Source organism: Gordonia sp. NPDC003504, assembly GCF_053587995.1.
Map to the genome: position 1 here is coordinate 15,426 of NZ_JBSFPC010000002.1, position 20,063 is coordinate 35,488.

Annotated in this window: 20 protein-coding genes; 15 read left to right on the top strand and 5 right to left on the bottom strand. The window is 66.4% G+C overall.

What is annotated here, in order from left to right; all coding sequences use genetic code 11:
* Window positions 1-4: 4 nt before the first annotated feature.
* Window positions 5-856: an SDR family NAD(P)-dependent oxidoreductase gene (locus tag ACWDPV_RS04220; RefSeq protein WP_449741918.1), complete on the bottom strand. Its 852-nt coding sequence runs from the start codon at window positions 854-856 to the stop codon at window positions 5-7.
* A 5-nt stretch (window positions 857-861) separates the two neighbouring features.
* Entirely contained in the window at window positions 862-1,293 is a 432-nt protein-coding gene (locus ACWDPV_RS04225; protein ID WP_348809405.1) for an SRPBCC family protein, read from the bottom strand.
* A gap of 138 nt (window positions 1,294-1,431) precedes the next feature.
* On the opposite strand from ACWDPV_RS04225, the gene ACWDPV_RS04230 reads away from it, so the two are divergent.
* Window positions 1,432-1,995, top strand: coding sequence for a TetR/AcrR family transcriptional regulator (locus ACWDPV_RS04230; protein WP_348809406.1), 564 nt, complete (start codon window positions 1,432-1,434; stop codon window positions 1,993-1,995).
* Here the strand turns inward: ACWDPV_RS04230 and ACWDPV_RS04235 are convergent.
* Entirely contained in the window at window positions 1,984-3,594 is a 1,611-nt protein-coding gene (locus tag ACWDPV_RS04235; RefSeq protein ID WP_449741919.1) for a GMC oxidoreductase, read from the bottom strand. The two genes, ACWDPV_RS04230 and ACWDPV_RS04235, sit on opposite strands and share 12 nt — an antisense overlap.
* Before the next feature lie 253 nt (window positions 3,595-3,847).
* Here ACWDPV_RS04235 and ACWDPV_RS04240 point away from each other — a divergent pair, with 253 nt between their 5' ends.
* Together ACWDPV_RS04240 and ACWDPV_RS04245 are read left to right on the top strand one after the other, a co-directional pair.
* The gene (locus tag ACWDPV_RS04240; RefSeq protein WP_449741920.1) at window positions 3,848-5,365 is read left to right on the top strand and encodes an LVIVD repeat-containing protein; all 1,518 of its coding nucleotides are present in this window, start codon (window positions 3,848-3,850) and stop codon (window positions 5,363-5,365) included.
* The gene (locus tag ACWDPV_RS04245; RefSeq protein ID WP_449741921.1) at window positions 5,362-6,012 is read left to right on the top strand and encodes a DUF305 domain-containing protein; all 651 of its coding nucleotides are present in this window, start codon (window positions 5,362-5,364) and stop codon (window positions 6,010-6,012) included. Before ACWDPV_RS04240 ends, ACWDPV_RS04245 begins: the two co-directional genes overlap by 4 nt.
* A 22-nt stretch (window positions 6,013-6,034) precedes the next feature.
* Here the strand turns inward: ACWDPV_RS04245 and ACWDPV_RS04250 are convergent, their stop codons facing one another.
* Both ACWDPV_RS04250 and ACWDPV_RS04255 read right to left on the bottom strand, forming a co-directional pair.
* The gene (locus ACWDPV_RS04250) at window positions 6,035-7,348 is read right to left on the bottom strand and encodes a DUF2254 domain-containing protein (protein WP_449741922.1); all 1,314 of its coding nucleotides are present in this window, start codon (window positions 7,346-7,348) and stop codon (window positions 6,035-6,037) included.
* Window positions 7,345-7,803, bottom strand: coding sequence for a MarR family winged helix-turn-helix transcriptional regulator (locus tag ACWDPV_RS04255; protein ID WP_449742417.1), 459 nt, complete (start codon window positions 7,801-7,803; stop codon window positions 7,345-7,347). Before ACWDPV_RS04255 ends, ACWDPV_RS04250 begins: the two co-directional genes overlap by 4 nt.
* Before the next feature lie 103 nt (window positions 7,804-7,906).
* On the opposite strand from ACWDPV_RS04255, the gene ACWDPV_RS04260 reads away from it, so the two are divergent.
* From ACWDPV_RS04260 to ACWDPV_RS04315, 12 genes are all read left to right on the top strand, one after another.
* Entirely contained in the window at window positions 7,907-9,031 is a 1,125-nt protein-coding gene (locus ACWDPV_RS04260; protein ID WP_449741923.1) for an FUSC family protein, read from the top strand.
* Window positions 9,032-9,178: 147 nt separating this feature from the next.
* Complete coding sequence (locus tag ACWDPV_RS04265) at window positions 9,179-11,350, top strand: glutamine synthetase III family protein (RefSeq protein ID WP_348803102.1); 2,172 nt, start codon at window positions 9,179-9,181, stop codon at window positions 11,348-11,350.
* Window positions 11,351-11,455: 105 nt separating this feature from the next.
* The gene (locus ACWDPV_RS04270) at window positions 11,456-13,087 is read left to right on the top strand and encodes a PucR family transcriptional regulator (RefSeq protein WP_449741924.1); all 1,632 of its coding nucleotides are present in this window, start codon (window positions 11,456-11,458) and stop codon (window positions 13,085-13,087) included.
* A gap of 300 nt (window positions 13,088-13,387) precedes the next feature.
* On the top strand, window positions 13,388-13,747 hold the full coding sequence (locus tag ACWDPV_RS04275; RefSeq protein WP_449741925.1) for a helix-turn-helix domain-containing protein: 360 nt from the start codon (window positions 13,388-13,390) through the stop codon (window positions 13,745-13,747).
* A 467-nt stretch (window positions 13,748-14,214) separates the two neighbouring features.
* Window positions 14,215-15,363, top strand: coding sequence for a hypothetical protein (locus tag ACWDPV_RS04280; RefSeq protein ID WP_449741926.1), 1,149 nt, complete (start codon window positions 14,215-14,217; stop codon window positions 15,361-15,363).
* A complete protein-coding gene (locus ACWDPV_RS04285; RefSeq protein WP_449741927.1) occupies window positions 15,320-15,745 on the top strand; it encodes a hypothetical protein in 426 nt (141 codons plus the stop codon). The genes ACWDPV_RS04280 and ACWDPV_RS04285 overlap by 44 nt, the downstream gene beginning before the upstream one ends.
* 28 nt (window positions 15,746-15,773) lie before the next feature.
* Complete coding sequence (locus ACWDPV_RS04290) at window positions 15,774-16,520, top strand: hypothetical protein (RefSeq protein ID WP_449741928.1); 747 nt, start codon at window positions 15,774-15,776, stop codon at window positions 16,518-16,520.
* Window positions 16,521-16,525: 5 nt separating this feature from the next.
* Window positions 16,526-16,813 carry a hypothetical protein gene (locus tag ACWDPV_RS04295; protein WP_449741929.1) on the top strand — a complete coding sequence of 96 codons (288 nt, stop codon included), beginning with the start codon at window positions 16,526-16,528 and terminating at the stop codon, window positions 16,811-16,813.
* Between the two features lie 62 nt (window positions 16,814-16,875).
* A complete protein-coding gene (locus ACWDPV_RS04300) occupies window positions 16,876-17,187 on the top strand; it encodes a hypothetical protein (RefSeq protein ID WP_449741930.1) in 312 nt (103 codons plus the stop codon).
* Entirely contained in the window at window positions 17,177-17,797 is a 621-nt protein-coding gene (locus tag ACWDPV_RS04305; RefSeq protein WP_449741931.1) for a hypothetical protein, read from the top strand. Before ACWDPV_RS04300 ends, ACWDPV_RS04305 begins: the two co-directional genes overlap by 11 nt.
* Window positions 17,794-18,981, top strand: coding sequence for a relaxase/mobilization nuclease domain-containing protein (locus ACWDPV_RS04310; protein ID WP_449741932.1), 1,188 nt, complete (start codon window positions 17,794-17,796; stop codon window positions 18,979-18,981). The genes ACWDPV_RS04305 and ACWDPV_RS04310 overlap by 4 nt, the downstream gene beginning before the upstream one ends.
* A complete protein-coding gene (locus ACWDPV_RS04315; RefSeq protein WP_449741933.1) occupies window positions 18,893-19,447 on the top strand; it encodes a hypothetical protein in 555 nt (184 codons plus the stop codon). The genes ACWDPV_RS04310 and ACWDPV_RS04315 overlap by 89 nt, the downstream gene beginning before the upstream one ends.
* Window positions 19,448-20,063 lie beyond the last annotated feature (616 nt).

Here is a 20,063-nt window from a genome sequence, read left to right on the forward strand (position 1 = left end):
TCTCTCAGGTGATGGCGCCCATCGCGCGGTCCGCGGTGGGTGCCGAGAGGTAATCGAGGACCGGCAGCACCGTCCGCAGGGCGGCGGGAGCGATGCGTTCGGGCCGGTGGGTGATCGCCCGGACGATCCAACTCGCCGCCTCATCCACCGACAGTGCCGCCACATCGTCGTATTCGGCTGTGGGCGAGATCATCTCGGTCCGCACCAGTGGATAGTAGATATTGGTGGCACGCACGCCCGGATGGGGCCGTTCGGCGTTGAGGCTACGCCCGAAAATCGACAGCGCATTCTTCGACGCCGCGTAGGCGGAGAACCGCGGGAAGGTTCCGGCCATCAGTCCCCACGTGCAGACGTTGACGATCTGCCCGTGACCGCGCTCGACCATGCCGGGCAACAGTCCCAGGCTCAATTGGACGGCGGCGAAGTAGTTGATCGCCATGGTGCGCCGGTAGTCGTGGAGCCGGTCGGTGGAGTCGATGATGGACCGCCGGATCGACCGGCCGGCATTGTTCACGAGGACATCGATCTCCCGCCCGGACAGCTCACCGAGCAGCCGGTCGGTGTCGGCCTCGTCGGACAGGTCGGCCACCAGATAGTCGCAGCCGGTCTCGCCGGCCAGCGAGGCCAACTCCTCCTCGCGGCGCGCCACGGCGATCACCTGCGCCCCGCGCGCGGCGAGTTGCTGCGTGGCCACCCGGCCGATGCCGGCGGATGCGCCGGTCACCACCACCCGCAGGCCGGCGACGTCTCGTCCGCGACCGGTGAGGGTGTCCTCGATGACGGCCGGCAGCATCGTCCGACGCTGCATGACGTCGAAAACCGCCGACGACACGGCGCCGGGAGAGAGGGAGACCATACGAATCACTCCAATTCGTCGCGCAGTTTTTTCTCCGTGTGCCGGACCGCCTGGGCCGCGAACGGCTCCATGATCGCGCCCAGCGCCCGGCCGGCCAGTCCGCCGGGAAGGAGGTACTCGAACTCGGCATGGACCTCGGTGCCGCCGTCGGTATCGCGGAACTTCCAGGTGGTGTTGGCCTGGAACCCGTCGATCGCCTTGAGCACGATGAACTCGTGTTCGACCCACTCGATCGTCTCGACGACCGACTTCAGGGTCTTCGGCCCGGCCTTCAACTCGACGTCGAAGACCGACCCGACGCCGCTGGTGACCTCGGTCTGCGGCGCGAACTTGTGCACCCCGAACATGTATTCGGGGACGTTGGTGTAGTCGTTGATGTACTCGAACACCGCAGCGCGCGGCACGGAAATCTGGGACGAATGCCTGACAACGCCCATGACGGACCCCTCCTGTCGGTTCGCCGAGGCGCACGGCACGTGCGCCTCGCCACGCGCCACACTACGCACTGAGACAATGGCCGACGGCATGTACCCCGTCACGGCCTTCGGTCTCCGCCATCCGAGCCATAATGACGTATGCGATCGCGAGGCAAGATCATCGAGGCAACGCTCGACCTGATCTCCACCGAGGGCTTCGCAGCCGCCAGCATCGCTGCGGTCGCCGCGAAGGCCGGAGTGTCCCGGCAGACGGTGTACTCGATCTTCGGTTCCCGCGAGGACATGGTGTCCCAGGCCATGGGTGAACTCGCCATCTCCGCCATGCGCGAGATCCACGATCGACTCGAGGGCATCACCGACTTCGGTGACTTCCTGATCGAGTTCATCATCGCGGGTCGTTCGATGGCCATCGCCGACCCGGCCCTGTCGGTGTTGCTGAACTCGCAGGAGAGTCACCCGTTCTTCGACGAGGGGGCGATGGCGCGCACCCGGGAGGTGGCTGCGGAGATCCTGCGACCGGCCGTCACCGACAAACCCGAGTACCGACCGCACTTCGCCGACATCGTCGACATGACCGCACTGTTGAGCGTCTCACTCGTCGCCGTCGACGACGGCCACCGCTCCGACGACGAACTGCGGGCGTTCCTCGGTCGCTGGCTTCGGCCCGCACTCGATGCGATGGCCCGCCCCTCAGATGGCTGATCCGACGTCGTTGGCGACGATGCGGTCCAGCGCCCGCTCGGCGATGGCCGCGATCGTCATCGACGGGTTGCACGCCGCGGAGTTACCCGGCATGAGCGCGCCGTCGACCACATAGAGGCCCCGCTGTCCCAGGACGCGTCCGTCGAGGTCACAGACCGACCCCATGTTCGCGCCGCCCACCGGATGCCACGTCGACGGCACGATCGCGTTGGTGTCGACGAGTGTCGATCCGGGACCGGCAATCCGGGTGGCGGCCGGATGCAGGTGGCGGGTCTGGATCGAAGCATCGCCCTCGTGCGGCCATCGGAGTACCGCCTGGTGTCGCGCTGCGTCATAGACGAAGTGACCGCGAGCGTTGCTCACCCCGTACCCGACCATCATCGTGCTGTGCGCATCCACCGGTAGCGGCGGGATGGAGGCCTGGATGAGGGTGAAGGCGTTCGCGGGATCGGACCAGTTGGGACTGCCGTAGACCACCGGACCACCTTGCGTGGCACCGAAATCCGAGGTCGGGCTGTTCCAGATGTAGATCCGGTCGGCGTTGGTCCCCCACCCCTGCCCCAACGTGTCGGGTAGGTCGCCGATGGCATCGGTCGCCTTGGCGCGCATCAACATTCGCGTGGTGTTCATGCTTCCGGCGGCCAGGATCAGCGCGCCGGTCGTCAACACCTTGGTCTCCAGGACGCGTCCGGTCTCGTCGGTGCGGTGCACCTCGACGACCCATCGTCCATCGCGCGCCCTGCGAATGTCGGTGACGTCGTGCAGGGTTCGGACGTCGAGGAGTCCGGTGCGTTCGGCCTGCGCGATGTAGGTGACGTCGACGCTGTGTTTGCCGCCGTTGTTGACGCCGATGGCCCCGCTTCCGTCTGTGTAGGCCGGACGCATCCTTCCGGCCAGTTCGGCGAGGGCGTAGTCCCAGTCGATGGGCATCGGGATCTTCTGCACGGGCAGTCCGGCGCGGCGGGCGTGGGCGGCGAATTCCCGTGCGGCACGATAATTCGGACTCCGGATCAGCGAGTCGGGCGCCACCGCGGCGCCGAGCATTCTGGCGACCCGGGGGTAGTAGATGGTGTCCATCGCACGCCAGTCGATGCCCGCGGGGAAGTGCGAGGTGAACACGGACTCGATCGGCTTGAGCGTCATCCCTTGATACACAAGCGATCCGCCACCGAGCCCGGCCGCGACCATGACGGTCATGTTCTCGTCGCTGATCGACTCGAAGAGTCCGACATAGGGATCGACCGACAGCGGCCTGCCGAACACCTGCGGGGTGGACTGATGCCAGAGGATGCGCTTGTCCGGGTTGGTCGCGTTCGGGAAGGTGGTGGCATTGGGGCCGGTGACCCAGCGCCGACCGCGTTCGAGGAGTGTCACCGGCACACCGGCGGAGGTGAGGCGCAGTGCGGCTACCCCACCGCCGAAACCGGACCCGATCACGACGACGCGATGTTCTTCGCGGGTGACGGGGGTGGTGCGGGTCGGTGCGCCGAAACCGCGGCCGACGCCGGCCGTCGCGGCCACGACACCGGCGGCGCCCGCGGATGCGGCACCGATCAGAAATCCGCGGCGCGAGACCGACGATGTGACGAGTGATGACATCAAAGAAGATCCCCCTCAGGGTCGACGCCCCACACGGGGCTCAACACGGACATGAAAACGACTGCAGGACAGGACAGTACGACGTCGGCGCCGGAACGACCCCCCGACCGCGCCGATCACCGGGACACAACGACCCCAAAACTAGACAACTGCAGTGGTATGTGTCAATAATTGGCGGCACAGTGGTCCACCACACTCATTTGCTCCGACTGTCGCACCCGCCACTCTCCAAGGGGATTCCGTGCGTCTCTGCATGCTTGTCACTCGCCATCAGGCCTGCGCGTCGATGATCGCCGCGACCGTCGTCGCCGCCCTCGTCGGCTGGCCGGCCCACGCCGATCCGGCACCCGCCGCGGTCGCCGTTGCCCAGTGCGGACCCGGTTCCCACCCGGAACCCGGCCTGCAGGGCGATGTTCCTGCCGCCGAACGCGATTCGGGACGCAGCGCGGGCGGCTACTCGTGCAACATCTCCGCGGTCGGCGCATATGCCGGACGAGGCGGCGGAATCACCTCGACGAGCCATGACACCTGCGCCTACATGGGGAGCCTGTTTCCCGGCAGCCTGTTCGGACCGGAAACGGGCGTGCAGGTGATCGACGCGAGCGATCCACGGAATCCGCGTCCGACCCAGCGACTCACCGCGCCCGCCATGCTCGCCGGAACGTGGGAATCCCTCAAGGCCAACCGCACCTCGAAGTTGTTGGTCGGCACCGGGGTGCCCGCCCTCTTCGGCGCGGGTCTTCTCGCCGTGTACGACGTATCCGACTGTGCCGCACCCAGACTCCTCAATCCGGATACCGGGTCGACCTCGATGCCGTTGCCGGTCACCGCGCATGAGGGCGGCTTCTCCCCCGATGGGCGCACCTATTGGGCGTCCGGACTCGGCCCGGGATTCCTCAGCGCCGTCGACCTCACCGACCCCGCACATCCGCACGTGCTCTGGCAGGGCGTCACGGGGCTGTCCACGCACGGCATCGGGGTGAGTGCTGACGGCAATCGTCTGTATCTCGCGAGCAACACCGGCGGGATCAGCGTCTGGGACGTCTCCTCGATCCAGCGTCGTGAGCACCATCCGAGTGCGGTGCGGCTGTCCGAACTCACCTGGAGCGACGGCTGGGCCACCCAGCACGCCATTCCGGTCACCTACGGCGACAAGCCTTTCGCGTTCACGGTCGACGAGGGCGGTTCTGGCGGGGTCAAGGTGATCGACGTCTCCGATCCCCGGAATCCGCGTATCGCCAATCGGCTGAAACTACAGATCAATCTCCGACAGAATCAGGATTCGTCGGTCGCATCGAGTTCCGGCGGCGGCGTCTTCGCCTATGAATCGCATTACTGCGCGGCCGATCGCCCGACGAATCCGACGGCGTTGGCGTGCGGGTGGTTCTCCTCCGGAGTTCGCGTCTTCGATGTCCGTGATCCGTTGCAGATCCGCGAGATCGCGTACTACAACCCACCGACACATCCTCGCCACGGCGACGTTCTCACCAACTCGCCACACGCATTGCTCGCCGCGCTCGGGGTACCGCTGCTCAGCGCTCCCGCGATCCTGCACTCCATCGCCGACGGCTCGTTCGATCCCGATCAGGCCATCAGCCCACGCATCGGTTCGACGACGGCCGACCAGTCCACCGACTGGTGCGCCTCACCGCCGGAGTGGCGCGGACGTGAACTGTGGGTTACCTGCTCGGACAGCGGTTTTCAGGTTCTCCGGCTCGCTGACGGCGTGTATTCACCACCGGCGGACCAACAGTCGACGGTGGGATCATGACCCTACCCCGACCCCGGCCGAGCGCTGTGGCGGTGGTGATTGCCCTCGTCGTCGGGGCGGCCATCGCCGGCTACCTCGCGCGGCCCGCGATCGATGGCGCACCCGGCGCGCACCCCGCGCCGCTGACGTCGACGGAAACCGCCTTCCTGCAGGACATGATCGGCCACCATCAGCAGGCCGTCGTCATGGGCAAGTCCGTCGACCGCGACGGCATCGATCCGGGAGTTCGCGCGCTGGCACGTCAGATCGCCGAAACACAGCAGTATGAGCTGGGGACCATGATCGGATGGCTGCGATTGACCGGCGCACCGCTGCAGAACCCCACCCCCATGACCTGGATGCATGCCGGCCACGACACGACCATGCAGGGTATGGCCATGCCGCATACCGCCATGCCGGGTATGGCCACGACCGAACAACTCGATCGCCTGGCCGCCGCGTCGGGGCAAGCGGCCGAGGACCTCTTCCTCACGCTGATGTATCGCCACCATCAGGGCGGCATCGCGATGGCACAGACGGTCGACCCGATGGTGAGTCACGGGGCGGTGCGTCAGACGGTGCGGGACATGATCAGCACTCAGTCGGCCGAGGTGGGACTGATCGGCGTGATGCTCGAACAGCGCTCGGCCACCAGGCCGGTCGGGTGAATCCAGCGCATCCCCGGAATGCTCATGCCGCCGCAATCGCGGTGCGCGCCTCGTCGATCTCGCCACGGCAGAACTGGGCGTCGACCTGGTCGTCGACACGATCGAGAGCGTCGTAGATGAGCTCGAGATGCGACAGCACTGCGGCGCGGACATCGGGTTCGACGGCCGCGACACCGAGCCGACGGGCCAGAAGGATCGCCGCGGTCATCGCGATCGGATGGCCGATCGCATACGTGCGCACAGCCCCGAACACGTCGTCGATCAGCTCGGTCAGCGGCAGCCGGGTCACCACCAGCCGCAAGGTCCCGTCGTCGCCGCGCCGACCCAGTTGCGGTGCGCGGCGTCGGGCCAACGGCACCAACGACGCCGCGAGTTCATTGAGGGCGTTGTGTGCGGTGTAGGGATCGTTGGTTCCCGGCGACAGCGCCCGCACCGCCATCTCGGTGAGCTGCTGCACCGCGAATTGGATGTCCTGGTACGGGGTTCGCGTCTCGCCCAGATGGACGTGGCGGCACACGTCCGCGCTCACGCTCTGCCGATCATCGGTTCCGTGCAGCGTCGCCAGGCGGTCACCGTCGATGACGTGATCGCCGGGACGCACACGGAGGACGATGAGACAGTCCGACTTCTCGGCCTCGTCGAGCAGACCGTCCTCGTCGATTCCGATGACGAAGCCCGAGGTCCGCGAGTCCACCGCGCTACCGCCGTCGGGCGCCGGAGCCGGGCACGACTCTTCCGGTTCGGACTCGGGGTACTGGGTGCGCACAACGGCATCCAGCTCGCTGCGTACGCGCGCCGAGAGCGTCGACACCTGGATCGAGCGGGCGATGTGATTGATGAAGTACACCAGGACGATCACATCGATGATCGCGAGGAGTACCGCGACGTTGATGGCGATGTCGGGCACGAACTCCTCGCCGACCTCGCTGCCACCCCGAATCGCGCGGAGCACCATCAGCGAGTACAGGAACGTTGCACCGAACATTCCCAGGACGAACTGGTTTCCGCGATCGTTCATGAAGTTGCGCACGAGCCGCGGGCCGTACGTCGAACTGGCGGTGGCCAATACCGAGATGGTGATCGAGAACGAGGTGGCCGCCACCGCCAGCATCGACCCGCCGATCGCGCCCAGGATGTCGCGGCCACCGCTGACCCCGACCTGATAGAGGAGTGCACCCTCTCCACCCGAGCCGGCCGACCCCACCTTCCGGTCGACGGCAACGAGGATCTGAGCCAGTGCGATCCCGGCGATTCCGAGCAACATCGGCACGAGCCAGAAGGCGTCACGCAGTTGCGCCAGACGTAGCCTGCCCACAGACACTCCCCCTGCTCTCATTCCCCCAGTGTCATCGAAATCTTGCGCAACAGTTCGGCGAGCACGCCTCGCTCCGCACCGCTGAGCGCCGACAACACGCGCCGGTCATCCTCCAGCCGCCGCGGAATCTCCTCGTCGACGAGGCGTCGCCCCTCCTCGGTGGCCACGAGCAGCACCACCCGCCCGTCCCGATCGGACTTGCGGCGTTCGAGCAGACCCCGGCGAGAAAGACTGTCACTGATCTTGGTGACCGACGCCCCGCTGAGCATCGTCGTCGACACCACCTCGCTGGCCCGCAACGGACGAGTGGCGCGGACGAGGGCGCCGAGGACGTCGAACTCCGAGCGGCCGATCCCGTGTGCCTCGAGGTTGCGGTCGAGCTGGGCGCTGGTCACCGACGCGATCCGCTGCACCCGCCCGAGGATCCCGATCGGCGAGACATCCAGATCGGGGTAGGCCGCCGCCCACTCACCCATGATGCGATCCACCAGGTCCGGCGGCCGCGCGGCGTCTTCGGTCACCTCGTCATCGTAGTGGCCGTCACATATTTCACTAGTAAAATAGTGATAAAGTAGTTCCATGGCGTCCACTGTTCATCCTCTGCCCAATGCCGTGCCCTGCCGCCGCGCCGCCCTCCGGCACGCGGTGAGCACTCAAGCGTGGCGCGATGCGATGCACATCGACCTGAGCCGCGCGGGTGTGGCCGCCCCGATCCGAGTCGGGATCGCCGTCGGGGTCGTCCTGATCGCCGGCGGAGCGCTCGGGCACCGCGACGTCGCCGGCCTCGCCGCACTCGGTGCGCTGGTCTCGGCGTTCTGCCGGCCGGACCCCTACCCGGTGCGCGCGACCCGCCTGGTGGCACTCGGTGTCGCGATCACCGGGGCCATCGCCGTGGGTGCGACACTCGGCGCGTCATCGGCACCCCTGGCCATGGAGATCGTCGTCATCTCCCTGCTGGCCGGTGTCGCGTCCTATCTGGTCGCGGCGCTGCACATCGTCGGTCCGGGTGCGGTCATCCTGGTGTTCGCGGCGACGGGCGCCGCGGGCTTCGCCCACGATGCCGCCGACGTGGGACGTGCCGTCGCCGCCACCGCGATCGGTGCGGTGATCGGGATCGCGGCGGCGTTGGCGCCCTGGCTGCTCCGACCCCGCGCCGGCACGGCAGAGCCCGACTCGGCCACGCGCGAATCCCTGTGGCGCACCCTGATCGGCGGCCGATCCACTGTCGGGCACCGTCATCTCCTGGTGGTCGCGATGCGGATGACGACGGCATCGGCCATCGCCGCGGCGATCGCGGCCGGGGTCGGATTGGCGCATCCGATGTGGGCGGCGATGGGGGCGATCGCCGCGATGCAGGGGGTCTCGTATCACCACACGGTGAGCCGCGGGTTCGCCCGGCTCCTCGGCAATGTCGCCGGTGCCGTGATCGCGGCCGCGTTGCTGGCGTTGCCGCTGGGATACTGGGGTGCGGTCGTCGCGATCATCGTCTTCCAGACCCTCGCGGAGATCTTCTCCACGGTGAATTACGCCTTGTGTTCGACGGCGGTGACACCGATGGCACTGCTGCTGACCGGCCTGGGTGCCGCACTCTCGCCACAGATGGCACTCGACCGCGTCGGCGACACGGTGATCGGCATCGTGCTCGGCATCGTCGTCGCGGCCGTCACCATCAGGCCGGCCGACGTGATTCGTCCAGCCACGTGAACTGAGTTTTCACGGGCGTCACATTCACGCAACGATGCGGGTACCTGCCACTCATAGCGTCGTATCGCTCGACCAACGTCCCGGTCAATGTGATCAGCGCACCGTCAAGCGCCCACGCGCCGGGGACCCACACCCCAGGAGTATTGAATGAGTGGCAGCATGTCGCGCCGTCAGGCCATCGAGGCCGTGACCACCTACGAGATGGATACCGAAGGCTTCGATGAGCCGTTGGCCGGCACTTTCGGGCGCAACGTCTTCAGCCTGTCGGTGATGAAGTCTCGTCTCCCCAAGCACGTGTTCAAGGCCGTTGCGGCCACCATCGACAAGGGCGCACCGCTCGATCCGACCCTGGCCGACTACGTCGCCTCCGCGATGAAGGACTGGGCCATGGAGAAGGGGGCGTCGCACTACGCCCACGTCTTCTACCCGCTGACCGGCTTCACGGCCGAGAAGCACGACTCCTTCCTGGAGCCCGACGGCGCGGACGGTTCGCTGGCCGAGTTCCAGGGCAAGACGCTGCTGCAGGGTGAGCCCGACGCGTCGTCGTTCCCCAACGGCGGCCTGCGCGGCACCTTCGAGGCACGCGGCTACACCGGCTGGGACGTCACCAGCCCCGCCTACATCTTGGAGAACAAGAACGGGAACACCCTGTGCATCCCGACGATCTTCATCTCGTGGACCGGTGAGGCCCTCGACAAGAAGACGCCGCTGCTGCGCAGCCAGCAGGCGATGAGCAAGCAGGCCATGCGTCTGCTCAAGCTCTTCGGCCACGACGACGTCGACACCGTGGTGTCCTTCGCCGGTCCCGAGCAGGAGTACTTCCTGATCGATCGCCACTTCTACTTCGCGCGGCCGGACCTGATGACCACCAACCGCACCCTGTTCGGCGCCAAGCCGTCCAAGGGCCAGGAGTTCGACGACCACTACTTCGGCGCGATCCCCGACCGCGTGCTGGCCTTCATGATCGAGCTGGACCGGGAGCTGTTCAAGCTCGCCATCCCGTCGAAGACCCGCCACAACGAGGTCGCCCCGGGGCAGTTCGAGATCGCCCCGGTCTTCGAGCGGTCCAACATCTCCCACGATCACCAGCAGCTCATGATGACGACCATCAAGAAGGTCGCCGAGCGCTACGGCATGGTGGCGTTGCTGCACGAGAAGCCCTTCGCCGGCGTCAACGGTTCGGGCAAGCACGTCAACTTCTCGCTGGGCAACTCCAACCAGGGCAATCTGCTCCTGCCGGGTGACACCCCGCACGACAACGTGCAGTTCCTGGTGTTCTGCGCCGCCATCATCCGCGGTGTGCACAAGTACAGCGGCCTGCTGCGCAGCTCGATCGCCTCGGCCTCCAACGATCACCGTCTCGGTGCCAACGAGGCCCCGCCGGCGATCATCTCGATCTTCCTCGGCGAGCAGCTGGCCGACGTGTTCGATCAGATCGCCAAGGGTGGTGCCAAGGAGAGCAAGCAGGCCGGCGTCATCGAGCTCGGTGTCGACACCCTGCCGCCGCTCAAGGCCGATGCCGGCGACCGCAACCGCACCAGCCCGTTCGCCTTCACCGGCAACCGCTTCGAGTTCCGTGCACCCGGCTCCAACCAGTCGATCGCCGACCCGATGATCGCGATCAACGCGATCCTGGCCGAGTCGCTCGACTACGTCTCGACCTACCTGGAGAAGGCGATCGGAGACGGCGCCGAGTTCAACGACGCGGTGCAGAAGCTGCTCGAGGAGATCATCACCGAGCACGGCAAGGTGGTCTTCAACGGCGACGGATACTCCGACGCCTGGCAGGAAGAGGCGGAGGCACGCGGTCTGCTCAACCTGCGCACCACCGTCGATGCGATGGGCCAGCTCGACGAGCCGGCGAACATCGAACTGCTGAGCAAGTACGGCATCCTCTCCGAGCGGGAACTCAAGGCGCGCAAGGACGTCGTCCTCGAGCAGTACGCGCTGGCACTGCTGGTGGAGGCCAAGGAGACCCTGGAGATCGCCAAGACCCTCATCCTGCCCGCCGCCACCCGGTACATGGGTGAGCTCGCGAGCACCGCGGCCAGCCTGAAGGCCGCCGGCATCGACATGGAGACCCCCGCGCTGCACACCATGACCACCTCGGTCAAGGCGCTCAACAAGGTGATGGACGCCCTCGAGGAGGCCATCGACGGATTCCACGGCGAGGGTGTCGAGGAGGAGTCGGAGTACGCGCTGAAGTCGCTGATCCCGGCGATGACCGCGGTCCGTGAGGTCGCCGACAAGCTCGAGACCGTCGTCGCCGACGATCTGTGGCCGCTGCCCACCTACAACGAGATGCTCACCATCCTCTGAGTCGCACCACACTCTGCACCACTCTGCAGCCCCAGAACGGCGTCCGCCGGGATCTCTCCCGGCGGGCGCCGTTCTTTTGTCTGTGCGGACAGTATCTTTGTCGGTATGGACAAAGGCGGGATCGGCTTGGGGCAGTTGGTACTCGCACTCGACCGCACCCTGGTGTCGCTGGATGCGGCGCCCCGCGGCCTCGATGTCCCCATCGACTCCGTCTCGTTGCTCGATCCCGACGATCTCCATCTCCCGTTGCGGGCCTCGACCCGCTCCGCCGATCTGTTCCTGTTGGTCGGGGCCACACCGGAGGCCGTGATCGCCTGGCTGTCGACCTATGACAGCGCCCGTCCGGCCGCGGTGATGATCAAGTCCCCCACCCCCGAACTCACCGCGCATCTGACCGATCTCGGTGTCGCCGTGGTCTCCGTGGACCCGCACGCACGGTGGGAGCGCGCCTACAACCTGGTGACCCACGTGGTCGGGGCCGCGACCACGCCATCCGCCGACGCCGAATCCATGCGGTCGGGCACCGTCGGCGATCTGTTCGACCTCGCCGCAGAGGTCGCCCGCCGCACCCACGGGCTGGTGAGCATCGAGGACGATCATTCCCACGTTCTGGCCTACAGCAGCACCGGGGACGAGGCCGACGAGCTCCGGCGATTGTCCATCCTGGGACGCGAGGGGCCGCCGGATATGCTTGCGTGGCTTCGGCAGTGGGGTGTGATGGATGCGCTGCGCACCACCACCGAGGTGGTGTCCGTCGACGAACGGGCGGACCTCGCACTGCGCCCCCGACTCGCAGTCGGCATCCGCGCCCCACACGAGGACCCGATCCACGGAGAACACCTGGGCACCATGTGGATTCAGCAGGGACGTGAGCCGCTGTCCGACGACGCCGCCGAGGTGCTGACCGGTGCCGCCGCCGTGGCCGCCCGGATCATCGTCCGACGCCGCAACGCCGGAACCGGACACGACGAGTTGGTGCGGCGTCTGCTCGGGGCCCGCGGCGATGTCGTCGATGTCCCGTATCTCTGTGCGCAACTCGGCATCTCGCCGTCCTCGAGTGTGGTCGTGGTGGCGTTCGACGGGTTGTCCGGCGCCGAGGCCGACGCGGGGGCACCACTCTCGGCGGCGGGTGTGGTGTCGGCATTGACCTTGCACGCCAGTGCATTCAGCCCGCTGTCGGTGACCACCACGCTTGCCGGCCGCGCCTACGTCGTGCTCCCCGGTACCACACTGGACGCCACCGTCGACTGGGCCACCTCGGCCGTCACCGCGGCGCACCGGCAGTTCGGCGTCGATGCCCGAGCGGTGATCGCGGGACCGGGAACCGAGGTCGCGAGCGTGTCGAGTCTTCGCGCCCAGGCCGACCGGGTACTCGACGCCGCGCACCGCGAGGCCGGACTGATCCACCCGGTGACGACGGTGAGTGAGTCGAAAACCGGTGTGCTCCTCGGTGAGATCATCGCCCTCATCGAGTCGAATCCGGAACTGATCGACTCGCGGGTGATCGATCTCGCCGAGCGTGATCGCCGATCGGGTGGCGACCTGACGATCTCACTGCGGGCATACCTCGACCATTTCGGCGACGTCCGCGCCGCCGCCGACGCACTCCACGTGCACCCCAACACGTTGCGCTACCGCATGCGACGCATCCAGGAACTCACCGGAATGGATCTCGACGATCCCGCCACCCGATTGGTGGTCGCCCTGACCCTCCGCGCGAGCATGGCGTCACGGTAGGTGTTCTGTCAGCCCGGCGAGTGTGCTTCCCGAGGAGTCCCCGGACCGCAGTGGGGTCCTGTTGGGGAAGGTGGGCGCTACTGCGTTTCGTAAGTTTATCGTAACTGAGCGCATAACCGCTGGTCGGCCGAAAGTTGATGCATAGTGGTCGTCACTGCACACTACGCATAAGCGACCGTCTTCAGACGCGAATTTGCGGCTACGGCGGCAGTCCTTACGAGGTCCTGGTGTAGCTATCCGTGAACCAGGGAAGCAGCCGGCAACGTACTCCTCCCGGAGATTCCACCATGGGAATTTCCGATGACACTGGCGACCTCGAACGCTGATACCCCTCAGGCCGAATCTGGCCACGACGATCCGTACCGATGGCTCTGGCTCTCCGAAGCTGAGGCCGAACACTACGGCGCACGGTCCACGCTGCGCCGCTACGTCAACGAAGGCCGCTTCCCGACCGCCGAGAAGGTCGGTCGGTCCTGGCGTGTCCGCAAGTACGACCTCGACCGGTTGACCCGGCGGGCGGTGCCGCCGTCTTACGACGACGTGCAAGCAGCCGTGTCAGCCGTGGCTGGCCAGGCACCGGCCTTCTCCGATGAGCAGGTCCGTGCGCTCTCCAAGGCGTTCACTGAGCAACTCGCCCGGCGTCGGGCTGTCGGTGCCTGATGAGCGCGCAGAAAGACCCCGCCAGCGACGCTGACGGGGCCTCCGAGATCTCTGCTTCTCTCGGTCAGCATACTGCGGCGAGCCGCTCGACCGTGTACCTGGGGCGTCCCGACTTCGATGTGCTGACCGCTGAAGGCTGGACGGTTCGGGAGCTCCAGGACAGCATTTCAGCGACGTCTCACGCCCCGTTCCTGGTGTTGTCCAAGCGTGTCGCGCGAGTGAGTGAATCGGCCCGGAATCTGGCGCAGCAAGAATCGGTGCGCCAAGAAATCCCGCTGAAACCGCAGGTCAGACATGGGGGTCATAAGCGCCCATGGGAGGGAACCTGTGACCCCGACCCCGTCGGGGTCACAGAGTCTGGTTCTGAGGTCTGCGACAGGCGCTCGCAGCAGTTCGGCGACCTCGCCACAATCCGGGCCGCCGGAACCGGCGAGTCGGTTATCCCGGTCTCGTTCGACACCGAGTTCGTGCAGACCGCCGACGGGCATCGGGTCATCTTCTCGTACCAGTTCGCGACACCTGATCCGGTGGACCCGTCCCAGATGGTCCTCGTCGTCTTCCTGCCGCTGTCGCTCGTGCGGCTACGGCTGGCCACGGCGCTCCGGGAGGTCTGGTGCGAGGCCGGGCTGTGGCAGCACAAGCTCGGAGCGAAGTCGGGTATCGGTGCCGGTGGTGTTCGACGCGACGGGTTCGCTGAGGATGGTGACGCTGAGCTGAGTCCCGACGATCGCGGCCGTGCTCGCCGTCGTCGCGTCTACCGGCGTCACGGTGTGCCGATCGATCTGCGCTGCCACTTCGGCAAGGCGGACATGACGGCGTTCCGGCGAGTGCCGCCGGACCCCATGAAGAACCTGACCAGTGCGGCCGGGGGCCTGGTCACGCTGCAGAGCTTTCGGGTGTGTGCTTCCGATGATTCGCGCCACAACTGGTTCCCATTCTCGGTCACTGTCAGCGACACGATGTGCCATGCGCCGGCCGGTTCCAAGACGCTCGACGCACTGGGGACCGCCTGCGGTCAGCCCAAGGTCGTGCTGCCCGATGGCGTGATCTCTCGGATAGACCTGCTGCGCCGGGACGACCTGGTGCTGTTCCTCCGGTACAGCGCCAATGACCCCGTCGTCGTGCATGAGTACACCGAGCGTCTCTACGGTCCTGACACCAAGCCGCCGGTCACGCTGTCCAGCGGCGCGGCTAACGCTTTCAAGGAATCGGTCAAGCGCTACTGGGGCGGTCTGACCGACGACGAGTTCTCACTCAAGTTCGGCGGTCTTGTCAAGCGTGACCCCGAGGTCAAGCGCGACGAGAGCGACCGCTCCTACTACGAGAAGCGCGGCAAGGTTCCCGTGGACGGTGCGGCGCGGGCGGTCATCGACATGTGCGCCAACGGGTACCACGGCGGGCTGAACATGTGCCCGATGCCGGGCTACTACGACGACGTTCGACTACGACCTCCAGGGTGCGTATCCCACGGCGATGTCGCTTGTGCGGGACGTGGATTGGGAGCACCCGGGCGGCGTCATCCAGACGGTGATCCAGAATCGGGACCTGACCCTCGACGATGTGCCGTCGCCGATGACGCCGTTCGTTGCCTGGGTCGAGTTCGAGTTCCCCGGTGAGACCCGGTTCCCGTGCCTGCCGATCTTCACCGACGGTGCGCCGATGTACGTCCTGTCGTCGGCTGGCCGGTCCGGCACGCACGCCATGGCGCCGGAGATCCATCTCGCGCTGAAACTCGGCGCTCGCGTGCATTACCAGCTCGGCTTCGCGCTGCGATCGCTCGACAACTACGACGGCGAACCGTCTCACGCTCTGCGCGAAGGCGTCATGCAGATGGTCAAGGACCGCGCTCTGGCCCGTGAGTGGTTCGGCAAGAAGTCCTTGGAGAAGTTGGCGGTGAAGACCATGGCCAACTCAACATACGGCAAGACCGCGCAGGATGTTTCGCAACAGAACGCCTGGGACGCCTTCGCAGCAGATCATGGATGCCGTCGGCGGTAGTGCGATTACGTCTCCCTACCACGCCGCGATGACCACGAGCTTCGTTCGCGCGGAGCTGCTGGCTGCGGCGATCCAGCTTTATGAAAAGGGCTTCCGGTTCTTCTCCGTGACGACCGACGGATTCATCAGCGACGCGCCGTTCGACGTCGTGCGCGACCTCGACCTGTTCGGCCTGGCCGCGCTGGCCGCGGAGTCGCGCGCGCTGCTCGCTGACGGTGACAGCTCGGTCTGGGAGGTCAAGCACGAGCAGCCCGCGTTGTTGAACATCACCACTCGCGGGAACGTCGCGCTCAACGAGGGCGGGGTACTGGCCAAGAACAGCTACAAGACCCCAGACGCGATCAGGAAGTCTGGCGACGAACGTCAACACTTCCACAATCTGGTGATTTCTCGGACCGGCCGGGTGGCCGCTCCGGTGAAGGTGTTCCCGTCGTTCCGGGTGCTCTCGTACAGCGATGGCCGTCGTGAGGACTTCATCGCCTCGACTGAGGACCGGCACCTGTCGATGGATTACGACTGCAAGCGTCAGCCAGACCTGGACAGCATGACGACTGCGCATCCGTTGGACGCAGCCGGGACCGCGCACGAAGTCGCGTCGTTCGACACCCGTCCGTGGGACACGATCGACGAATGCGTTCGCGGCCGCGATGTCGCCAAGAACAACGCGGACGCGGGTAACTGTCTGCGGCTGTCGAGCAGTGGCGGCAGTGGGAACTGCGTCGCTCTCACGGTCAGGGGCACCGGATCGCTGACCCGTATCGGTCGATTCTGCTGAGCATTTTGATCGGCCACCGGCAGGGCGTCGTCGGCTTCAACGTGCCCACGCTCGACGCTTCGGCCGGTTCGGTCAAGAAGCGCCTCGACTGGCTTTCCGGCTGGGGTCTCGGCGCTGTCAAGGAGTCGGACTGGAAGAACGCCCGGCGGCCGGATCGCGTCGGTCAAATGCTCCCGGCGTCAGCCTGCGGACCGTACTTGTCGGTGATCCGCGCTGCCACGGCCAAGACCGTGCCGTGGGACCTGCTGGCTCCCGACGACGGGGGTGATGACAGTGCCCAATGCGCCGCCTGATTGCCCTCACCCCGACTACCCATTCCCGCCGGAAGTACCCGGCAACCAACGAAAGGAATCCAATGACTGACAACAAGAACGCCCGCAAGAACCTCGACGAACTGCTCGCCGAGGCCGAGTCCCGCGTCGCTGAACTGAAGGCGAAGCAGAAGCAGAAGGACGCCCGCGAAGCGGCCAAACTCGGTAAGCGCCTGTACTCGAAGATCGGTGATGGACGCGCTGTCTTCACCACAGAGTTCAAGCTCATCCGCGATGAGTTGTTCGGCGACGATGACGCTCCGGCCGATGGGCCGGTGGCGACGCAAGAGCCGCCTGCCCCGGCGTCGGCCGGGGCCGGCGAAACCGCTTGGGGCGGTGCTGGATATGGCCAGTAGTACCGCTGCCCGCATGGTGGGCGAAGAAGCAGAGACCCCGCCCGGACTGAGCGAAGCGAACGAGGACGGGGGCGCGGTAACTGCAGGGCGACGCGAAGCGTTGTCCGACAATTACCCTGCTGGCCGTGGGGGAAGTACCGCAGAAGCCGCGTGCGCGTCGGACCGGCTGTCCGCCCGCGTGACGGTGCGCTTCAGCGCTCCGGAACGGGCGGCCATCGACGCGCGCGGTGCGGCGCTGGGCGTCAAGCCCGGCGCGTGGTTGCGCGCCTTGGCACGCGATGGTCTCGACGCTCGGCGCGATGAAGTCGAGCGGTTGCACCGCGCCGCTGCACGGCGTCCGGACCCGGCGCGGGCCGCGCTGGTGGAGCAGCTCCGGCGCGCTGGCTCGGTGCTCTGGCGTGAGCGTCGGCGTGACGGGCTGGCGGTCAAGTTGCTCGCCGAGATCCGGGATCTGCTGCGCGACGGTAGCCAGCTCGACGGGAAGCGGGCGGCCGCGCTTGATGATGCTCTGGCAGTGCTCGCCGATCCCGGCCGGGATGAGGTTCTCTCTCCGGTGATCACTGCCGTCGAAGCGCTGCGTGCTGACGCTGGGGATCGGACCCGGTTGTGAGTACCGTCAATGTCCAGTCGTCGCGCTCGGCACAGTCCAGCGTGGACTACGCCCTCTACGGCGACAGCGGACAGCTGAGGGAAGAGCACCGGCGGCGCGGTACCAGCCGCGCCGCCGCGCTCTCCTCGTCCGTAGATGATCCCGACGAGTTCATCGCTCGCTGTGAAGACCACGGGCGCAGAGTCGAGCTGTACTCGTACACGCAGAACTTCAGCCCCGATGAGTTCGACGTGAACAACCCCGACGACGTCAAGCGCGTGAACGATCTCGGCCGCAAGCTCGCCGAGGACATGCACAGTGCGGACTACCTCGTGGTGACCCACGCCGACAGCCGGGGCGGTCATCTGCACAACCACATCTACGCCTGCAACAACGATCTCCTGACGGGTAAGTCGTTGCAGCGGAACACATCCTGGTCGAAAGGCGTCCACCAGGTCAACGACGCCCTGATGGAGCGTGAGGGCTGCCAGGTGCTCGACTCCCCCATGCAAGCGAAGGTCGATTGGTCATTGCAGCGCGAGCAGTACGAGGCCGACGGTTTCGAGCGGACCCTGGGCGACAAGATCGCGACGTCCCTGCGCGATCCGCGCTCGACAGACCGCGAGGCGTACGAGGCCGTGCTGGCCGAGCACGACGTGAAGTTCAGCGTCGCCAAGAGCGGCGAGCACCGCTACAAGCTGCGCCACCAGAACGGGAAGCTCCTGTCGAAGTCCGGCAAGGCGTTGTCCCCCGACTTCAGCGCGACGAGTGCTGACGAGATCTTCAAGTACCACAGCGAGAACAAGACGAAGGAGCGGAGTAATGCCGTTGCTGAACGACATGAAGAACGAGGACCAGTCCGCGCAGACGAGCGCCGAGAACTTGGCGCTGCTGCGCGAGTTGACGACTCGCCAGAGCCGCGTCGAGGAACACGTCGCCGGGTTGACAGCGGCGGTCAACAAGCTCATCGAGAAGCAGAGCAGCGACACACGGAGCCTGTCCGGGCGGCTGACGATGATGGAGCAGCAGCGGCCCAGCAGTCCGCCGCCGTCCAGCGCGGCATCCGGGGTCGAGCCCGTGCGGCAAAGGCTCGACGAGATCGAGAAGACGCTGAGCGTGCTCGCCGACAGCGTCAGCGGCAACGATCTGCGCTCGGCCACGAAGGCCCTCAGCGCCGAGACGAAGGGCATTACTTCGGCCAGTAAGCAGGCGGCCGCCGACGCCCGGAAGGCCGCCGACGCCGCTGAGAAGGCAGCCGGTGCTGTCGATGGTGTGCGGGCCGCTGCTGCGAAGGAAATCCGCGAGGTGGCCAACGCGGTCGTCCGCCAGGCCGAAATTGCTATGGACGACGGGGAGAAGGCGAAGTCCGCTCGCGTCGAGAGGCTGGTGGCCGCTGCTGACAAGGTGGCGGCTCGGCGGTACTGGGACGCTCTTGGCGCGCTCGTGTTGGCGCTGGTCCCGGCGGCCGCGATCCTGATGGCCTGGACGGTTCTCGTCGGTGGTGTGTTCTACGCCTGGGAGCTGGTCACCACCGACGGGTCCGCACCGGAGCTGATCTCGAAGGGACTCCTGTTCGTCCTCGCAGTGGGAGCTGCACTGTGGGGGCTGTGGCGCTCACTCGTGTGGTTGTACGTCGTCGTGAGGGACTGGCGGCGTCGAGATCGGATTTAGGGACCTATCCGTCGGACTGCCACTCGCGGCCCGCCGATGGGTGCACCCCACGCAATCTACTAACCGCGAACGCGATCGATCACAGACGAATGTAGCCAGCTCGTCGCAAGAGGATTGTCAAGGTCAATGTTGGGCTCCTCACACTGTAGGACTTTCCGGTACGTATCGTACGAGAACCGTGGCGTGTCCTTCCTCCCAGTGGCAAACGGTTGCGCATCATACGGCGGGTAGTCCGCATAAACGGGTGCGCAGTCGCTTGGGTGGTCTACCTCAATTTCCCTGCGGCCAGGCACCAGGTCGCCGATCTGCGAAAAGTCATACTGAGACCAATACACAGCGTGTGCGCGCGGGGTGCGGTAGGCAGTCCGCCGACCCTCTACGTACAGGCAGTTACCGGATAGCGGGCAGACTGATACTTCTGCGTACCCTTTAGGCGACTTCCACCCATAGTTGTTGACTTTCTTGCCAGCTGAAGGATCCGGGTGAGTGGAAATATCTATCGAGTTCCCGTGCCAAAGGGTGCCATGAACATCGAGTCTCACCTGGCCAGCCCGAAGCGACCAAGCCTCAACTGCGGCCCCCGACTTCTTGACGCGCAACTGCGTTCCTTGCAGCT